The organism is Paraferrimonas sedimenticola (genome assembly GCF_002282855.1).
In the GTDB taxonomy this organism is placed as follows: domain Bacteria; phylum Pseudomonadota; class Gammaproteobacteria; order Enterobacterales; family Shewanellaceae; genus Paraferrimonas; species Paraferrimonas sedimenticola.
This window is the reverse complement of the sequence record NZ_NRIR01000010.1, coordinates 26,516-45,021: the sequence shown is the minus strand read 5'-3', so window position 1 is coordinate 45,021 and position 18,506 is coordinate 26,516. Positions and strand designations below refer to the sequence as shown.

Sequence of the window (18,506 nt, the reverse complement as noted above, 5' to 3'; positions counted from 1 at the left end):
TAGGAATAGGAATACGACTTACCATGCTCGAACCAGCAGCCCCAGACGACATAGAACAGGTCAATGACATTAACCGGTCTTCACCTAAACAGTTTGTATCGGAAGCTGATACCTCCGCTCATTCTTCTAATCACACTCCTTTATCGTCAAACGCGCATTCAAACCAGAGCCAGACTCTTTGGCAACGACTGACTGAATCACCTGGCGAACTTGAAAATCTGACAGACGATGCACTAAAAGATCTGCTGAACAACGCATCTGATGGAATATTTGACGCCAGTTTTCTGCAAGCTCAACACATCGAAAGCTTAACAACAGCCACTCGCAACAAGATTTTAGGAATGCTCTCTGAGATCGAGCCACAGCGTGTAGTCACCCAATACTTGGAGCAAACAGAGCACCCCGAGACCCGCTATGCAGCGGTTTATGCCTTAGCTGAAAGCTATCAGAACCTAGATAGGACTCTTGAGTTTTTTGAACTGGTGTACAGTCAACAAGACCAAGAATTATGGTCTGAGGTTCAGCAGAACTACACCGCAATTGATACTGAGAGTTTTGAGCAACAATTAGAGTGGATGAGTGTGTACGACAGTCATCAAGTTTTTGAAGGCATCATAGACCAAAACGCTACTTTGTATTTCAATCAGCACGGCATCGACGCTTTTAGCGAGTTAGCCAACGCCAGTGTCTACAAAGAGCGATTAATCCAGACTGTGATAAACGACCTAGAACAGGACTCCCAAGCTAACCAAGCATGGATAACCAGGCTACAAGGGCTTTAACTCGCAGGCTTGTAAGCCTCGACTTGGTCTTGATAATTTAAGAATTCGCCAGTTTGTTGGCTGAAATAGCCGACTCTTGGTGAGCCTTCGATATCAAAAATGAAGTCGTTCAGATTGTCACTGCCATCGATGGCAACTTGACGTCTTGGCACCCCATTACCGTCAAGCATGGTTAGCGTAGTCTCACCATCAAGGGCGTTAAGTACGATGCGCATTTGATTCGCTTCATCAGTGACAATCAAACGCCCAGTGGTAATCTCTGCACGCATGTTTTTATTGTCTTGTTTGAGCGTCCATACCTCTGTTGCTAGGTAGCCCACGGCGCAAATCAGTACCAAGTTTATGCTTATTATTAGTTTATTCATGCTTGCTCGCTGTAAAAAAGGCGCCTCTGCAACAGAGACGCCTTGGTTCTACTACTTAGGTTTTAAGCTAGTTACCATTAAAGCTCTTTAACTAAGTTACCAGCAGCATCAAACCAGCGAATTGAGTTGGTTTTTGCATCCAACGCAATGTAGCTTGTGCCACTTAACTTAGAGCCAGACACTTTAAATACGGCCGCTGCGGTTTCCTTAGAATAGCCAACGCCATCTCCAGGAACGCCAGCAGCTACATAACTTGGGTTGATCGTCAGATTAGCATTTCCGCTGCTGATAAGAATACCGTCAGCTTGTTTGTTATGCATATCGATCACTAAACCAGTACCGCGGTCACCTTTCAAAGTCAGAACCGGAGCCCAACCTTTCTTGTGATTGATAATGGTAGTGTCACCATTTGGAGTCCACTTAGTAACTAGCGCACTGGTTTCAGCAGCAGTTACAGAAGCGGTTACAGATAGCGCGATTACACCCAAAATTAGTTTTTTCATTTTTGCAAAATTCCATACTTTGCAACCCGGCTGTCTCAAACTCCATGAGACCCGTGGCTTTCCGTCCCCACATCACTGAGGGTTTGGCAGTTAGACAAAAAACCACCAAAAAGGCTAACACAACTACCCACAAGTGGGTAGTTGCTAATTGCACAAAAAGACAAAAAAATAGCGCGTTTATTACGCGCTATTGGCCTGGATTTTGCTGTCAGATTATATTAGCTATAGCCGGATAGCTCTGCATCGAACTTGCTGATATCCCCGATGTTTTCACTCACCCACTGAGGATTGTGGTAGCTATCTAAGTAGCGGTCGCCACTGTCGCACAGCAAGGTGACTATCGAGCCTGGTTGTCCCTTTTCGCGCATTTCATTGGCTAAACGCAAGGCCCCGAGTAAATTGGTGCCTGTAGAAGGTCCAACTTTACGACCTATGACCTTTTCTAACCACTTTGCTGTAGCCACACTAGCGGCATCCGGTATGGTCATCATGCGATCCACCACGCCAGGAATAAAACTCGGTTCTACCCTCGGACGACCGATACCTTCGATTCTTGAGCCCCTATCCCGTGTCAGCGACTTGTCTCGAGTCTTGTAGTAGTCGTGAAATACTGAGTCTTCAGGGTCTACCACCATTAGCTTGGTATCGTGTTTTTGATAGCGAATAAAGCGTCCGATAGTCGCGGAAGTACCGCCAGTACCGGCACTCATCACTACCCAAGCAGGTATTGGATAGCGTTCCAATTGCATCTGCTCGTACATGCTATTGGCGATATTATTATTACCTCGCCAGTCAGTGGCGCGTTCGGCATAAGTAAACTGGTCCATGTAGTGACCGTTTAGCTCTTCCGCCAACTGATGCGAGGCTTCGTATATTTGGTCAGTTCTGTCAGTTAGGTGGGCCTTACCGCCGTAGAATTCAATCAGCTTTATTTTTTCCTTTGCTGTGGTTTTGGGCATCACAGCAATAAAAGGCAAACCTATCAAACGGGCAAAATAGGCCTCTGACACCGCAGTGGAGCCTGACGACGACTCGATGATGGTGGTCTTTGGCCCTACCCAGCCATTACACAAGGCAAACAAGAACAAAGAACGCGCCAAGCGGTGTTTCAAGCTGCCGGTTGGGTGGGTACTCTCATCTTTTAGGTAGATATCGATATTGGGAAATGCCGGCAATGGCAGCTTGATTAGATGAGTGTCGGCACTCCGTTGAAAATCGGTCTCAATTTTATGAATGGCTTGGCTCACCCATTGCTGTTCGTGCGGCATAGCAATCACCTGTGTAGTTTATGTTTGGCTTAACTATAGACATAGATTGCACGAGAGATCGAGGTGTTTAACAGGTCACTAAAAACAGGTAGTAGTGGAAAACCTGTCCTACAGTTAGTTCAACGTATTCACTGACAAAGGTTCTAACTGACCATGAAAACCAGCATTATTTCTGACAAAGCACCCGCGGCCATTGGCCCTTACTGTCACGTTACCACCAATAATGGTGTCGCTTATACCTCTGGCCAACTGCCAATTATTCCTGAAACTGGAAAATTCCCATCGGACGACGTAGCTGAGCAGAGCAAGCAAGCCCTAGAAAACCTAAAAACTGTTTTAGAAGCAGCAGGCTCGAGCTTAGAGCAAGTGCTAAAGACCACCTGTTACCTTGCAGATATCAATGACTTTGCAGCCTTTAATGAAGTCTACAAGCAGTATTTCGTTGGTGACTGCCCTGCTCGCTCTTGTTTCCAAGTTGGCGCACTGCCCATGGCGGCAAAAATTGAAATAGAGGCTATTGCAGTCTGCGATTAATCTCACCGTTGTATAGGAGCAATCAATGCTGAAGCGCAGCCCTCCTGAGGTAACCACCTGCTCGGGGCCCATGACCATTTGGGACAAAGCAGGCATGAGCAAAGACGAGTGGCTCGAGGCCATTCGTTTCGATAGCGTCGACACAGGATGGGTCGTGATGAGTATCGGCATGGCCATTGGTGCCGGCATCGTATTTTTGCCGGTACAAGTTGGCATCATGGGGCTGTGGGTGTTCCTGCTATCTGCAGTTCTTGGCTACCCCGCCATGTATATGTTTCAAAAACTGTTCATTAGAACCCTGGCCAAATCAGAAGAATGTACTGATTACGCTGGCGTGATCTCTGGCTATCTTGGCAAAAACTGGGGTGTGGCCTTAGGTCTTTTGTATTTCTTAATGCTAGTGATCTGGCTATTTGTCTACTCACTAGCCATTACAAACGACAGCGCCGCCTATTTACAGTCGTTTGAGGTAACCGAAACACTTTTGTCCGAGAACGTCTTCTACGGTTTAGTAATTATTAGCGTTCTGGCTTTTCTTGGTTCCAAAGGCGAGAATCTTCTGTTCAAGCTCTCGGGCTTTATGGCCATCACGGTGTTGAGTTGTGTGCTAGTGATGGGGCTAATGCTGGTAAGCCGATGGGATTTCGACAACATTGTGCCCCCCGGCGAAGCGATGGACATGCTAAAAAACGCCATTATTACACTGCCCTTTACACTGACATCCATCCTGTTTTTACAGTCCTTGTCACCCATGGTGATCTCGTTTCGCTCTCGAGAAAAGTCTATCTATGTCGCCAAGTACAAGGCGGTTCGAGCGATGAACATTGCCTTTAGCATATTGTTTGTGATTGTCTTTTTCTTTGCAGTGTCATTTACCTTCGCGATTTCTCAAGAACAGGCCCAAGATGCATTAGCGAGAAACATTTCGGCGTTAGCAATCCTATCGACTTACTTTCCGGGCAGCTGGGTTAATTACATGGGAATTGTCATTAACCTTTTCGCTGTGGTGACCTCCTTCTTTGGGGTGTATCTGGCGTTTCACGAAGCTTGTAAAGGCATATTGCTCAACCTGCTGCGTCGCAAATACGACGACTCCCAGATAAACCAAAAGCTAATCTCCAAGCTGCTCAATTTGTTTATTATTTTGCTCGCTTGGGCTGCTGTGGCCTCAAATGCGCCTATTCTGGCATTCACTTCGATATCTAGCCCGATCTTCGGTCTAGTTGGCTGTTTGATACCTGCGTATTTAGTCTACAAAGTGCCAATCCTTCACGTTTACAAAGGGCTTGGGACCACGGTCATCATAATTACTGGGATTTTATTACTGGTATCGCCACTATTGGCCTTTTGGTAACCACATTAGCTCTAAAAGCTCACATCTTTGTGTGCTGAGCTGACGTAAACTAGCCGCCTTATTTTTAATAGGCGGCTTTTTCATGGGTATTATTGATGACGCAATCGGCGGTTGGATGCGCAATGCCGAAGCGACCAAAGAGCTTGAAACCAACAAGCTAAAGCATCAAAAGTTAGACCTCGATGACTACTTCAAGTCACCGTCTGATACGCGTGTCGGATATCGTATGCTAAAGGATGCGGGCTTTGCGCCACCTCAGGTGGACATGATGCGCCAGATAAACGAGCTAAAAGCTAAGATTCAGCAAGCAGACTGTGAAAAGACCAAAACCAAGCTCAAGCTGGAACTGATGGACATGGAATTGCGCAAGAACTTAGGAAGCCGTTAATTCCAATGCCGAAAACAGAAAAGCGAAGGTACGCAGGCCTTCGCTTTTTTCGTTCTGGATTGGAAGCTTAATCGATCGAACTAACTAGTCGCAGCCTTGCCGACTTTTGTTTCGATGGCATTAGGATGGTTCTTTTTCGGAATAAGGCAACCAAAACCGATTAAGAAAGCAATTCCCGTTACCACCGCAACTACCCAAGCCAAACTTGGCCAACCTAGAGTATCTGCTGAAATCCCAGAGATTACGTTGCCGCCCGCATAAGCTCCAGCGATAGCAAACATCAACAAGCCTTGGGTTAAACCAGCGCCAACTTTTGAAAGCTTGGCAGCGATGGCAGGCTGAACCATATCCACAGTGATCACCCCTTGCAGATAAACGATGTAAAGCAGCAGTGGTAGATATTCGCCAGCAACTTTACCAGATATGGCCACTAGCGAAAGGCTAACCATAATGGCGGTTTTAATAAGAACCGCGACCAGCCAAACAGGCTCTGGACCTTTGTTAGCCATCGCCTTACCGACGAAACTCAATAACGCTAAACTAACGATCGCTGATACCGATAACCCTAAACTGGACATAGAAGCATCAATGCTGAATACCTCGGCCATATAGTTTGGGTACTGGCCAGTGATCACCCCATGACCTATGGTCACAAAGAAAATGGCTATCAAAGACATACCAAACGTCGATGCCATGACATCCATTAGGTTGGTTTTTGCTTTTACCGATGCGTCGTCTTCTGGAGTTTCGACTTCAATTCTGTCTGCCGCTTTTTTGTTGGTCAGCAACGTCACCACAAAAGCCCCAATACAGATGGCTAACATCACCAAGAATCGGGTTTCAAAACTGGCACCCGCCTCGGTAATACTCGCCAGACCGACGCCAGCCGCCAACGAGCCTACAATGGCGATTTGATTGAGCGCGGTTAGTTTAGTGGCCTGTTCACTTTCTGAATAACCGGCAGAAACTACAAAGGCCGGGTTAATCATCAACAAACTAGCAGAGCCAATACCCAAAAACGCAGCGCCTAGTAGGTGAAGTTCTAAACTGCTACCGGATGCAAAGAAAGTAATGGCTGCGAATCCGTAGGACACTAAGCCTAATAACTGAACTAAGCGATGGGCTTTAAATTTATCTGCTAAACCGCCCAATACAGGCGCGATGAAGCCCCCTAGCCCTATGATCCCCATGGCAAACCCTACATAGGTCGCGTTACCGGTTTTTGAGAGAATAAAGGTAGGCACTAGAATTGGAATAAACACCATTTGAATGATGCCGTAGGCGAAATGAGCGGTAAACCACCACTCTAATCCTAGTTTTCGAAATAGATTCATATCTCCTCCGTAGCAACAAAAAAGACGAGATGCAGTCCCTTGCAATGGGCTCGTCCAATTCGGGTGTTAAATACCAGCAGACATGCCGCCGGCCACGGGAACGCTGATGCCAGTCACATACTTGGCTGCAGGGCTCACTAAGAAAGAAACCGCCGCAGCAATTTCAGCCGGTTCGGCTGGGCGCCCCAGTGGTATGGTTGAGTTTTCAAGCGCCGCGGCTTCCTCGACAGAAATGCTCTCGGCTTCTGCAATCGCTTTGTACGCCTCTTCCAGCATGTCAGTGGCAATGGCACCAGGGGCTAGTACGTTAGCGGTAATGCCTTTTGAACCGTACTCTAGCGCCAGTGCTTTGGTGGCACCGACAAGTGCGTGTTTAGTGGCAATATAGGGATAAGGCATACCCACGCTTGCGCCGACTCCAGCCAGCGAAGCGACGTTAACAATCGAGCCACCGCCGCGCTTTTCCATCTCAGGAATAGCGCCTGCGCACATGGCAAAGGTGCCTTTGACGTTTACCGCGTAGTTAGCGTCCCAATCGCGATCGGTGTTTTCCAGAAGCACCCCAGAACCCGCGCCGATACCCGCGTTGTTTACCAGGATGTCGACGCCGCCTAAGTAATTGGCGACTTTGCCAATGGCTTGCTCAACTTGTTGAGGGTCGGCAACATCCACTAAAACGCCAATGGCAATCGCGCCGGTTTCGTCTTTGATAGACTGCACCACTTCTTCTAAACCCTGCTTAGAGCTTTCGCGGCCGGTAAGCGCAATGCTTGCGCCCTGCTTGGCCAGTTCTAGTGCGATAGCACGGCCAAGGCCTTTCACTTTGGTAGCGCCGGTGACAATGGCGACTTTGCCGGTTAATGGTTTCATAGGTAGAGCCCTCCTAAAGGTCATCGCTGTTAGAAAGCGAACCTCAGTGTTAAATAATCAGAGAATGTGTGGTGAGAGCTCGGGCGGAGTGCCCGCCCGAGCAATGTGTTAGGCAACGTCTTTAAGTTGCAGCCATTCTTCGCGAAGGCTTTGTTCTGTCATGCCGTGGCGGCCTGCTTGAGTGTCAAAGAATGGGGCCCAGTGAGATTCCAGAACTTTCACTTCTTCGGTTTGAGCATTTAAGCTATTCCAGCCCGATGCGCCTGGCATGCGGCATCCACGAGAGCCTGGTAGCGGCTTGGTGTCTTCAACCGCTTGAGCAAAGCGATCAGACTTAGCGAGTACTTCGCCAATTGGGCCGAATACCGATGGGTCAATACACAAGAAATAAGAGCCGCCCACCGAAGTACCGGTTACATCGCCAGAAACAAACTTGTCTAGCGACGGCAAATCAGAGGTGATGATGCCGTGAGGGTTAATAATTGAAGTCATCAACTCATTCCACAGATTAAGCATGTAGGTACGAGGTTCACCCAGAGCTTGGAGCGCTGTGGTATCCCAAACCCGACCATAGCCTTCAACTGGCACGGCGTATGGGGCAAGATCGTTGCTCAGTTCACCGGTTTCTGGGTCAATCACATAGTCGCCTTTAAGCTTGGTGCCCTGTAATGCTGCTTGCGCGGTGTCCGCGTCATACCACTCACACACCTTGGTGCTCATCCAAACTGGAGGCTTAGAGCCCGAAGGACCAATGGCATCCAGCGGTGCAACCGAAATGGTATTGCCCATGCCGCCCAACGGAGAGCACATAGGTACCGAGTTATTTGAGGTTAGCGCCACACAGTTTTCACGGTGTGCCATCCAGGCGTACGAGCCAAATGAGCCAGCGTCGTTGTGGTTGTGTCCGAACACAATCGCAATACCGTGTTTCTTGGCCTTTTTGATAGCCAACTTGGCCATCTTGGTTAAAGTCCAGTAGCCGCTTGAGCCCTTGCCGTCAATTGACGCCCAGGTATCGCCTTCGCTCACGATCTCTGGTTCAGCTTTGATATCCAATACACCCATTTCACGCGTAATATCAATGGCTTCATAAACTCCCAAGCCCTGATTTAGCTTACCTTGGCGAATGCCAGTCATCAGTGCGTCTGCAACCGCATCCGCATGATCTGAGCTCGCACCTTCTGCCATCCAAACGCGCTTAAGGCAGTAATGTAGAAACGAAGCGTTAGTCTTCTTAGTCTTACCTGGAGCAGCCATAATTGCTTACCTCTTTGTTCAATTGGGTTGACGTTTTTGATGGGGTTTACTTTGCCCGTTTACGCATTTCCAAAGAAGTAATTTACGGTAACCTGAGCGCCCCTCTACCTTAGGCTTTTTGTCGATTTATCAATCAACTAAGCGAGTTGAAACGCTACAAACTGCTAGGCTTAAGCACAGATTGATAAATTTCAGCAAATGATGAACAACCGAGATAAACTGAGGTCAGACACTGGGTTGTCACCCCTGTACTAGTGAGTTAATCAATGAGTGTGATTAGAGTCCTGGATTTTCAGCAGTCTCAAGACAAGCGAATCATCGAGCAACAGGCGCAAAAGGTGCTCGGCAGTGATGCCTTTGAACAAAGCCCAAAGCTCCATGAGCTACTCAAATATTTGCTAGCGCAAACCCTAGACGGCAATGGTGATCGATTAAAACAACTCACCATTGCGATAGACGTGTTCGATCGTGGCGCTGATTTTGACCATCAAACCGATCCCATTGTGCGAATTCAAGCCGGGCGCCTGCGCCGCGCCTTAGAGAATTACTACCTTAAAGACGGTCGCCTAGACGATGTACTCATCGAGATCCCTAAGGGACGTTATCAGGCTGAGTTTTCTCTAAGAGATGTTCGCGAAAGTTCCGTCAACCCAGATAATCCAGAGGCAGAGCTCCCTTCATTACTGCAGCCGAGACTGGTGGTACTGCCTTTCCAACAAATCGGCAGTCATCCTGACCAAGCGCTATTTAGCTTTGGATTCAGCGAGCAGTTAGCCACCGAACTGGCGCGCTTTGATCACCTGCAAGTGGTATCGCTGATAGGCTCAGGACAAGCCGGCGAGATGACTCACGCTGATTGCCAAACCTTGATCGAAAAGCAAGACATTACCTTTCTGGTGACCGGGAGCGTTCAATACCACAAGCAGCGGATGCGCTTAAACGTGCGTTTGTTGATGGCACAAAGCCAACAACAGGTGTGGGCCGAGGTGTTTGACTGCAACATGGATACTAACGAACTGTTCGATGTTCAAAGCCAAATCATTGCTGAAATCGTCGCAGAAATTGCCTCTACCTTTGGCATCATTCACCGCCAACTCTTCGCTAGTGATAATTTTCAGCAAGCCAAGCAGTTGTCCAGCTATCAAGCCACCCTTAAATATCGCAAGTATCTGTTAACCCTAGCTCAAGCAGACTTTGATGATGCCCTGTCGGCGCTTGAGCAAACCGTAGCGCGTGAACCAAACTTTGAACTTGCTTGGGCCATGTTGTCGGTTCTTTACTTTGACGCTGACAAGTTAAACCTAGGTCGAGTTGAAGGCGCGGTTGAGAAAGGCGTTCGCTGTGCCAATAAAGCGGTAGAGCTCAACGCTGCTAGCCAAGAGGCACAAATGGCATTGCTATTGAGCTATCAATCTCAAGGCAACCAACAAGGTGTGTTAACCACTGCTCCGCAAGTCGCTCAAATGAATCCCAATGCGGCCTTTCAAATTGGGCTCGCGGGTTGGACTTTGTGCTTAGCCGGTGATTTTGTGCAGGGAATGGAGCTGATGACAGCGTCGAAGCGCTTGAACCCCTTTAGACCGCCTTGGTTTTCCTTAGCTGATAGCTTGAACCACCTCATGCAAAATCAGCTTCACGAAGCGGAAAAGGCGCTTGACCAGTTCGCGCTGCACCAGGTGTTTTGGCATCCCTTAATGAAAACCGTATTACAGGTTGAACAGGGACAGATAAAACAAGCTCAATCTAGCTACAAGCGACTGCTAGAGATGGCGCCAAATTTTGGCCAGAATAGGATGAGCATAATAACGAGCTTAATCTCTTGCCCTCGCATCCTAAAGCGCATCGATAAAAATCTCGATACCCTTTCTAATAGGGCCTAGGTCTTTCAAAACATATTCGGAGCACAAAAAAGCGAGCCTCTTTTAGCAAATTAAAGGCTCGCTTTTGTCTTTCAGGAAATTAGAGGCTCGCTTTACCAAACGCCTGTGGCCATTCGGTTTTGCGCTTCTCACCGTTGCGCTTAGCGGTACATTCGGCCAACCAGCACAAGAGTTTCCAGCTAATGCCCGCAGCAATGTAGCCGTCGCGCTTAGACAAGTCGTGTTGAGGCGTGTATTCAACCACGTCGGCGCCTACCAGGTTAATGTTACCGTGCTTGCGCAAGTAGCGAATGATGTCCCAAACTTGGCGCGACTTAAGGCCAAAGGGTTCAATCGCCGAGTTAGACGCGTTGTCAGTGGCATCCAAAGAGTCCAAATCGAACGAGAAGTAACAAGGGCCATCGCCTACTCGACGCAAAATGCGTTCGGCAATCTCAGTGGTACCCAAATCAAATACGTCATCGGCAGAATAGGTTTCTACGCCAAAGTTCTGTGCGTGGCCGCCCACCAAGGCTGTCATACGTCCACGAATACCCATAGTAATCATGCGCTCTGGATCTAGGTTTCCTTCGGCAAAGTTACGGGTGAACTGGTTACCCGAGTGATAGGGATACTCAAAGTCAGCAAAGGTTACCAAGTCGTAGTGCGCGTCAAAGTGAATCAGGCTCAGTGGACCAAACTTCTTACCTAAGGCAGCAATAGGTGCATAACTGGTCGTGTGATCGCCACCCCAAGTAAAGGTCACGCAATCGTCTTCTAGGACAATCTTCTCGTATTCGGCAACAATCTTGGCCACTTCTTCGTGCATGTCGAACTGACCGTAGGTATCAATGTTACCGTAATCGACGATGCGGGCATTATCGAAAGGAATATCCCAGCCGCCGGTTGGGCTTGGCTCAATGGTTCCCATGGCGTTCTTAGACAATTCACGTAGGGCTTTTGGGCCGTACTTATGTGAGCTGTTCATTGGGGCCGCCTTTTCTAGCGGTTGACCAACTACGGCGATATCTGCGTTCTTGGTATCGCGAGAGAATGGTGCCATGAACGCGCCTAAGTATTCCTTGTTTAGGTTACCCACAACCTCAAGGCCTACGCCACCCATATCGCTGATTCGAACCAGGTGATCCATTACTTCCTGATCGATACCGTCGATGCTGCGAGAGCTCTTCCAAAGGTCTTGATACTTCTTCAGGCGCTCAGCTGGGATCGGTGGGTGCTTTTTGAAAGTTGATTGAGTCATAGGTCTATCTCCTAAGGGTTGAGGCTGTTAAACCAAACTTGGTTGTTTGCCGCTGAAATCTGATGGGGCTAACTTTACGGGGTTATCCAATCCCTAATAAGTAATTTACTGGTACTAATAGGCGCTGTTACTGGACCGTGTTACTAGGCCAGACTTACTGTGTAATGCTCTGTTTATACATATAAAAAAAGCCACCCTAAGGTGGCTGAGAAGCAGAAACATATGGTTGCGTTAGGCGTTCGAGCTTTGCCTAAAAGGCGCGCGATATCATTGTCAGCGGGTAGTATGGCCCAACGCAACTGAGCACTGATTAAACCGCTAGGTTGTTGTAAGCATCGATACTCATGCCTGCTGTAAATCCGCCGTCAACCGCCAGGGTTTGGCCGTTAACGAATCCGGCGTCATCGGAAGATAAGAAATGAATCACAGAGGCCACTTCCTCAGGCTGGGCAATTCGGCCCAAAGGTACGGCTTTCTCTTCCATGCGCAGTTGTGGCTCACCGCCCTCAGCGCGCGCCATTGGAGTATCCACTGAGGTAGGACAAATGGCATTAACTCGAATGTTTTGGCTACCTAGCTCCAGCGCTGCAGTTCGAGTGATCCCCAACACTGCCCACTTTGAGCCTACGTACGGCGCAAGATAAGGCACACCCTGAACACCAGCCGCTGAAGATACGTTGACTATACTGCCGCCGTCTTTCATGTGAGGTACAGCGTGCTTAATGCCGTAAACAACGCCTAAAGTGTTCACTTTGTAGTTAAAGTCAAAGTCGTCTTTCTCCGACTCCATTAAGGTGTTGTAGCCGCGGTTTACACCGGCACAGTTCACCAGAATATCAATCTTGCCAAACTGCTCTGCGGTGGTCTGTATGAGCTGTTGTACCGATGCTTCGTCGCTGACGTCAGTTTTGATAAACAAGCCACCGATTTGTGCTGCGATATCTTCGCCATTTTTGCGACCGGCAATTACGACTTTGGCGCCAGCTTTTGCTAATCGTTCAGCGGTAGAAGTACCGATACCTGATGTGCCACCGGTTACGATAGCGACCTTACCTACAAGGTTAAAAAAGTCAGACATGTGCGTCATCTCCAAGGTTGAGCGTGGTTGATGGCGCTTAGATTACGGATTGAGTGAGTCTGAAATAAGTAAATTACTGGTAGTGGAGGCGCTAATTACGCTTAAAAAAACACCGCGCTATCTGGGACTCGCGCGGTGTTTGGGGTTAGGACGGTTAGCTCAATTCGATGATACCGTCGAAGAAGCGTTTGTGGTCGGGGTTGTGAGTCACCCAAAGCGTGGCCGGATTTTGCGGTAAGTTGGTCAACAGCTCCAAGATTTGCGCTTCGGTTTTTGCATCTAAACCTTCGGTGGGCTCGTCTAGCAACCAGAGAGGTGCTTCTCGTAGTAATGCTCGAGCAATTTGCAGTCGACGTTTTTCACCACCGGATAGGCTGCGACCACCCTCACCTAGCCATTGCTCTAGCCCCTGTGCATCGTCAACTAACTCCCCAAGACCCACTTTATTGAGCACATCGACCAGTTGGGTTTCATCGAAATCCCCTGCTATGGCCAAGTTTTCTCTTAGAGTCCCATTGAACACATGCACTCGTTGACTGACAGTCACCAAGTGCTGGCGCAACTTGGACTCTTCGATGGCTTCCAAAGCCTGACCGCCCAAAGTGATAGTTCCACCGGCCGCATGCCATTGGCGATTAACCAAGGCCAGCACTGTCGATTTGCCTACGCCTGAAGGTCCAAATAACCCAAGCTTTTTACCGGGTTCTAAAGTGAATGACAGTTTTTGCAGCACGGATTTCGATTGGCCTGGATAAGCAAAACTCACCTGGCTAAATTGCAGACTAGCCTGAGCGTCGATGGATTGCTCACCAAAGGTTTGGGTTGTGGGATTTGCAACGACTTCATTGACCCGGTTAGCGGCCAACTGACTGGCTGACAAGTACTGAAACGCCGCAGCGACAGGCGCAATAGCTTCAAAGCTCGCCAGCGTCGCAAATAACAGCAATGCCATAACCGCGCCCGAATAAGCGCCTTGCTCTACCATGGGGCCAGCCAAGTAGGCCACCAATACAATGGCAACCGCCTGCATCAACACAACCCCGGCCACAGACAAGCCAGAAGTACGGTTGAGGGATTTCTGACTGCGACGCAGTTTCTCGTCCGCGACGAAAAACGCTTGCTGTAAATCGTCTTGATAGCCAAACACTCGAGCTTCAGCGGCGTGACTTACCAAAGCGACACTAGTAGCTCGTAACTCTCGCTTGGCTTGCACTTGCTGCCGTCCGGCTTTCTTACCCAGTTGGTAAAACAGTGGCGGCAACAGAAGCCATAAGGCCAGTAGTAACCCGCTTAACGCTAGCGCTGCTGTTGTGTCGAACAGACTTAAGAAGCCAAACAGCAAAAGTATGGTCACTAAGCTGGTTAGCATAGGAGTGATTAGGCGCAAATAGATGTGATCGAGTGTATCGATATCGGCGACCAATCGATTGAGCAAGTCACTTTGCTTGTACCCAGATAACTGTTGCTCGCTCATGGGCACCAGTTTTTTCCATAGCCAAAGTCTTAACTCGGTAAGAAGCTTAAAGGTAGCGTTATGGGTTGCCAGTCGCTCACCGTAGCGAGCCGCGGTCCTGCCAATGGATAAACCGCGTACACCGCCGGCAGGCACCATATAGTTAAAAGCTTGGGCGGTCGCCACCGTCAGCCCTGCAAAAGCCGCTGCCGAGATAAACCAGCCGCTTAAACTCAACAGCCCTATAGCCATGACTAGTGTCAGTAGCGACAGGCTTAAGCCTATGGCCATCCATCCCCAGTGTCGCTTGAACAGTGCCAGAAACGGCATTAATTCGCGCATAATGCCTCCTGCTGTTGGCCATTTAACTCAATGATTTGATTAAACTGAATTTGTGTCGGCAACTTGTGAGTGATCATCAAACAGGTTTTGTCCTCAACCCAAGTTTTGATGGCGTTGTTGACCAACTGGGTGTTGTGGCTATCTAAACTGGCGGTGGGTTCGTCTAACAACACCAGAGGCGCTGGTTTTAACATGGCTCTAGCCAATGCTAAGCGTTGCGCCTGGCCAACAGACACTCCTGCTTCTTGTTCGCCAATGCTTTGTTGAAGATCTTCAACAAACTCACGACCATTGACCGTATCTAATGCAGCCATAAGCGCTTGCTCACTGGCATTAGCATCACCCAAACGAAGATTGGCGGCGACTGTGGTCGGTAATAACTTGGGCTCTTGACCAAGCCAGGTCAATTGGCTGTAAAGCTGTCTATTCTCGAGGGCTTGTGCCACTTCTTGACCGCTTATCTTAAGCTCACCTTTGTAAGGTAAAAAGCCCAGCAAGGCGTTCATGATTGAGGTTTTGCCACTGCCACTAGGGCCGATTAGAGCCAGCTTCTCACCAGGCTTGATAGAGAAGCTAATGGGCCCGACTAACTCGGTGCCATCGCTAGCCAGCACAACCAAGTCGTTGGCTTCGACCAAATATTGGCTTGGCTTAGAGTTTACTTCTGCCTTGTCCATGGACACCGTGTCATCGCCTATGCTGCGCAAACTGTCTGCCGCCGCAATGGCTTGAGCTCTGGCGTGATAAAACGCGCCCATATCCCTAAGTGGCTGGTAAAACTCTGGTGCGAGCATTAAACAGAACAAGCCGGTGAACAGACTTACGCCTAATCCGTAATGCCCAAAGTTCAAATGGTCGAGATACGAAAAGCCGAAATACACCGCCATCAAAGCAATAGAAATTGCCGAGAAGAATTCGAGTACTGCTGAGCTTAAAAAGGCCAGCTTTAACACACTCATGGTTCTGGAGCGAAATTCCTCAGAGGCATTGGCAATGGCACGAGTTTGCGATTCTTGTTGGTTAAACAACTTAATGGTTGCTAAGCCTTTCAAGCGGTCCAAGAAATGGCCCGATAACTGACCTAGGGCTTTAAAGTTGCGCCGATTAGCGTCAGCAGCTCCTTGGCCGACTATCCACATAAACAGCGGTATTAACGGCAAGGTACCTAACAGAATTAACCCAGCGATCCAATTTAATGGAAACACGGCAATCAGTATCGACAGTGCGATGACCGCGGCAATCATCATTTGAGGGCGATACTTAGCGTAGTAATCTTGAACATCTTCTATTTGCTCAATCAGAACTGTGGTCCAGTGCCCGCTGGAGTACCTAGCGATGTGCGCCGGCCCCATAGCATCCATTTTGGCCAATAAATCGCGACGTAACTCTGCTCGGATCTGCTCTCCGGCTTTAAAGCCCAAGGTTTCCTTTAGATAAAGGCACAAAGCACGTCCTACTGCAGCGGCCAATACAAACCACAAGTAATGGCTGACGTCGGCAAACGCCATTGAGTCGATGACCATTGCTTGTAATAAGGAGGCAAGACTCCAGGCCTGCAAAATGAATAGCGCACCATTCAAGCCGCCAAAGATTATGGTACCTATATGTAAACCTTTGGCGCTTCCTGGTTGCTGTAATAGCCAAGCTTGTGCTGCGGCATTGGCCTTCTTGGTGTCGTTTTTAGTAACTTCGGACAAAAGTGAAATCTCTTACTGAGCGATTAGTTATCGGCGAGGAAATCGAAATGAACTAGATTGGTCTTACCCTTGTGCTGAAACTCCAGCTGCAAACGCCAAACCATGTAGCCAGAGCTGCAACTGCCATAACTGGCGGTCGTCTCAAATAAGCGGCTATTTTCAGACTGCCAGACCAGAGGTATAGTTCCCATAAACATATCCCTGCCTGCGATTTGAGCTTTGAGGTGTTCCACCGGCTCACTGAACTCTAATTGATAGGTAATTGGCGTTTCGCTAGGCGCATTTACCGGGTCAATGCTTAACGAAAGGTTAAGATTGTTAATAGTTTGTTGACAGGAACCCACCGCAAACTGGCAAAGACTAGTGTCGAGCGTTTTTTGCTCAGTCGGGGCGGAACTTTGATTACACCCAGTTAACACAATAAGGCCGACGGCGCCTAAAATACCGCCGCATTTGTTAACGAAATTACCGTTTTGGGTGCCGCAACTCATTTTTTTCAACAATCTTTCCTACGCCTTGATCTGGATCAGGTTTCTAGTAGATAGCTCGCTATCTTTTTTGATTTGGCTCAAGTATGATCGCCGTGACCTCGCCGCTCGCCAAGGTTTTGGGCGTTTTTTTGTGACTTGGCTCACTGTTACGCTGGCCTACTTTGACGGTTGGGTTACTAAGACAAAAACTAAAAAGTGTTAATTCTATTCTTATAGCAGTGGAAGCATAATGATGTCCCATTCCAGTCCATCACCAGCTGACTACAACTATACTGTCGTTCGCCAATTTGCTCTCGTTACCGTTTTATGGGGTATCGTGGGTATGGCCGTCGGTGTATTGATTGCAGCACAACTAGTCTGGCCCGCGCTGAACTTTGATCTGCCTTGGTTGACCTACAGTCGCTTGCGACCTCTTCATACCAATGCCGTGATCTTTGCCTTCGGCACCTCGGCCTTGTTTGCCACCTCTTACTACGTGGTACAACGTACCTGTCAAGCCGTGCTATTCGCGCCTAAATTGGCTGCCTTCACCTTCTGGGGTTGGCAAGCGATTATTCTAGCCGCAGCCATCACTCTGCCTTTGGGTATTACCTCAGGTAAAGAGTACGCTGAGCTAGAATGGCCAATCGATATCGCGATTGCAGTGGTTTGGGTATCCTACGCCGTGGTCTTCTTCGGTACCATTATGAAGCGCAATACTTCGCACATTTACGTAGCGAACTGGTTCTTTGGCGCCTTCATTATCACAGTAGCAGTACTGCACATCGTTAATTCGATGGCGATGCCAGTAAACATGTTCAAGTCTTACTCTGTGTACTCTGGTGCTGTTGATGCCATGGTTCAGTGGTGGTACGGGCACAACGCGGTAGGCTTCCTGCTAACTGCTGGTTTCTTGGGCATGATGTACTACTTCGTACCTAAGCAAGCCGGTCGCCCTGTTTACTCGTACCGTTTGTCTATCGTTCACTTCTGGGCGTTGATTTCTCTGTACATTTGGGCTGGTCCACACCACCTACACTACACTGCGCTTCCTGATTGGACTCAGTCACTGGGTATGATCATGTCGCTAATTCTGTTTGCTCCGTCTTGGGGTGGCATGATCAACGGTATCATGACCCTGTCTGGCGCATGGCATAAGCTTCGCACCGACCCAATCTTGCGTTTCCTAGTGGTTTCTCTGTCTTTCTACGGCATGTCGACCTTCGAAGGTCCAATGATGTCTATTAAGACGGTTAACGCCCTATCTCACTACACCGACTGGACCGTAGGTCACGTTCACTCAGGTGCATTGGGTTGGGTTGCCATGGTATCTATCGGTGCCATTTACCACTTGATCCCTAACCTGTTTGCACAAGGTCGCATGTACAGCGTATCTCTGATTAACGCCCACTTCTGGTTGGCGACTATCGGTACTGTTTTGTACATCGTAGCCATGTGGATCTCTGGTGTTATGCAAGGTCTGATGTGGCGTGCAGTTAACGACGACGGCACCCTGACCTACAGCTTCGTAGAGAGCCTTGAAGCCTCTTACCCATTCTACTTCGTTCGCTTCCTAGGTGGTGTCCTTTGGGTCGCCGGTATGTTGCTAATGGCTTACAACGTCTACAAGACTGTGAAAGCTCCTGCAAACAGCCTACAAGCTGAACCAGAAGCAAAAGCGGCGTAAGGAG

The 18,506-nt window shown here is 48.7% G+C and carries 17 protein-coding genes and 1 riboswitch; of the genes, 6 read left to right on the top strand and 11 right to left on the bottom strand.

What is annotated here, in order from left to right:
* Nucleotides 1-23: 23 nt before the first annotated feature.
* Complete coding sequence (locus CLC93_RS15675; RefSeq protein ID WP_095506930.1) at nt 24-782, top strand: hypothetical protein; 759 nt, start codon at nt 24-26, stop codon at nt 780-782.
* Here CLC93_RS15675 and CLC93_RS15670 read toward each other — a convergent pair.
* The 3 genes from CLC93_RS15670 to CLC93_RS15660 form a co-directional block, all read right to left on the bottom strand.
* The gene (locus tag CLC93_RS15670; protein WP_095506929.1) at nt 779-1,147 is read right to left on the bottom strand and encodes a hypothetical protein; all 369 of its coding nucleotides are present in this window, start codon (nt 1,145-1,147) and stop codon (nt 779-781) included. The two genes, CLC93_RS15675 and CLC93_RS15670, sit on opposite strands and share 4 nt — an antisense overlap.
* A gap of 77 nt (nt 1,148-1,224) precedes the next feature.
* Nucleotides 1,225-1,650: a hypothetical protein gene (locus CLC93_RS15665; protein ID WP_095506928.1), complete on the bottom strand. Its 426-nt coding sequence runs from the start codon at nt 1,648-1,650 to the stop codon at nt 1,225-1,227.
* A gap of 17 nt (nt 1,651-1,667) precedes the next feature.
* Nucleotides 1,668-1,748: riboswitch (cyclic di-GMP riboswitch) on the bottom strand.
* A gap of 120 nt (nt 1,749-1,868) precedes the next feature.
* On the bottom strand, nt 1,869-2,918 hold the full coding sequence (locus tag CLC93_RS15660; protein WP_095506927.1) for a PLP-dependent cysteine synthase family protein: 1,050 nt from the start codon (nt 2,916-2,918) through the stop codon (nt 1,869-1,871).
* Nucleotides 2,919-3,071: 153 nt separating this feature from the next.
* On the opposite strand from CLC93_RS15660, the gene CLC93_RS15655 reads away from it, so the two are divergent.
* The 3 genes from CLC93_RS15655 (at nt 3,072) to CLC93_RS15645 (ending at nt 5,194) form a co-directional block, all read left to right on the top strand.
* Nucleotides 3,072-3,452, top strand: coding sequence for a RidA family protein (locus CLC93_RS15655; RefSeq protein ID WP_095506926.1), 381 nt, complete (start codon nt 3,072-3,074; stop codon nt 3,450-3,452).
* A gap of 94 nt (nt 3,453-3,546) precedes the next feature.
* A complete protein-coding gene (locus CLC93_RS15650; protein ID WP_245837181.1) occupies nt 3,547-4,806 on the top strand; it encodes an SLC5/6 family protein in 1,260 nt (419 codons plus the stop codon).
* An 82-nt stretch (nt 4,807-4,888) separates the two neighbouring features.
* Nucleotides 4,889-5,194 carry a DnaJ family domain-containing protein gene (locus CLC93_RS15645; RefSeq protein ID WP_095506925.1) on the top strand — a complete coding sequence of 102 codons (306 nt, stop codon included), beginning with the start codon at nt 4,889-4,891 and terminating at the stop codon, nt 5,192-5,194.
* An 80-nt stretch (nt 5,195-5,274) separates the two neighbouring features.
* On the opposite strand, the gene CLC93_RS15640 is transcribed toward CLC93_RS15645, so the two are convergent.
* The 3 genes from CLC93_RS15640 to CLC93_RS15630 all read right to left on the bottom strand — a co-directional run bounded on the left by CLC93_RS15640 (nt 5,275) and on the right by CLC93_RS15630 (nt 8,655).
* Nucleotides 5,275-6,528 (bottom strand): MFS transporter, encoded by a 1,254-nt coding sequence (locus CLC93_RS15640; RefSeq protein WP_095506924.1) that lies wholly within the window; start codon nt 6,526-6,528, stop codon nt 5,275-5,277.
* A 66-nt stretch (nt 6,529-6,594) separates the two neighbouring features.
* Nucleotides 6,595-7,398: an SDR family NAD(P)-dependent oxidoreductase gene (locus tag CLC93_RS15635; protein ID WP_169903074.1), complete on the bottom strand. Its 804-nt coding sequence runs from the start codon at nt 7,396-7,398 to the stop codon at nt 6,595-6,597.
* Nucleotides 7,399-7,506: 108 nt separating this feature from the next.
* Nucleotides 7,507-8,655, bottom strand: a complete 1,149-nt coding sequence (locus CLC93_RS15630) for an Ldh family oxidoreductase (protein ID WP_095506922.1) — start codon at nt 8,653-8,655, stop codon at nt 7,507-7,509.
* 266 nt (nt 8,656-8,921) lie between these two features.
* Between CLC93_RS15630 and CLC93_RS15625 the strand changes: the two genes are divergently transcribed.
* Complete coding sequence (locus tag CLC93_RS15625; RefSeq protein ID WP_095506921.1) at nt 8,922-10,535, top strand: transmembrane adenylate cyclase; 1,614 nt, start codon at nt 8,922-8,924, stop codon at nt 10,533-10,535.
* A gap of 79 nt (nt 10,536-10,614) precedes the next feature.
* Here CLC93_RS15625 and CLC93_RS15620 read toward each other — a convergent pair whose 3' ends face one another.
* The 5 genes from CLC93_RS15620 to CLC93_RS15600 form a co-directional block, all read right to left on the bottom strand.
* Entirely contained in the window at nt 10,615-11,775 is a 1,161-nt protein-coding gene (locus tag CLC93_RS15620) for an arginase family protein (RefSeq protein WP_095506920.1), read from the bottom strand.
* Between the two features lie 310 nt (nt 11,776-12,085).
* Nucleotides 12,086-12,853: an SDR family NAD(P)-dependent oxidoreductase gene (locus CLC93_RS15615; protein ID WP_095506919.1), complete on the bottom strand. Its 768-nt coding sequence runs from the start codon at nt 12,851-12,853 to the stop codon at nt 12,086-12,088.
* 154 nt (nt 12,854-13,007) lie between these two features.
* Nucleotides 13,008-14,648, bottom strand: a complete 1,641-nt coding sequence (gene cydC, locus CLC93_RS15610; RefSeq protein WP_095506918.1) for a heme ABC transporter ATP-binding protein/permease CydC — start codon at nt 14,646-14,648, stop codon at nt 13,008-13,010.
* Entirely contained in the window at nt 14,636-16,345 is a 1,710-nt protein-coding gene (gene cydD / locus CLC93_RS15605) for a heme ABC transporter permease/ATP-binding protein CydD (RefSeq protein ID WP_169903072.1), read from the bottom strand. Before cydD ends, cydC begins: the two co-directional genes overlap by 13 nt.
* Before the next feature lie 23 nt (nt 16,346-16,368).
* Nucleotides 16,369-16,845 carry a hypothetical protein gene (locus CLC93_RS15600; protein WP_141237412.1) on the bottom strand — a complete coding sequence of 159 codons (477 nt, stop codon included), beginning with the start codon at nt 16,843-16,845 and terminating at the stop codon, nt 16,369-16,371.
* Nucleotides 16,846-17,065: 220 nt separating this feature from the next.
* On the opposite strand from CLC93_RS15600, the gene ccoN reads away from it, so the two are divergent.
* Nucleotides 17,066-18,502, top strand: a complete 1,437-nt coding sequence (ccoN, locus tag CLC93_RS15590) for a cytochrome-c oxidase, cbb3-type subunit I (protein ID WP_095506914.1) — start codon at nt 17,066-17,068, stop codon at nt 18,500-18,502.
* Nucleotides 18,503-18,506: the final 4 nt, after the last annotated feature.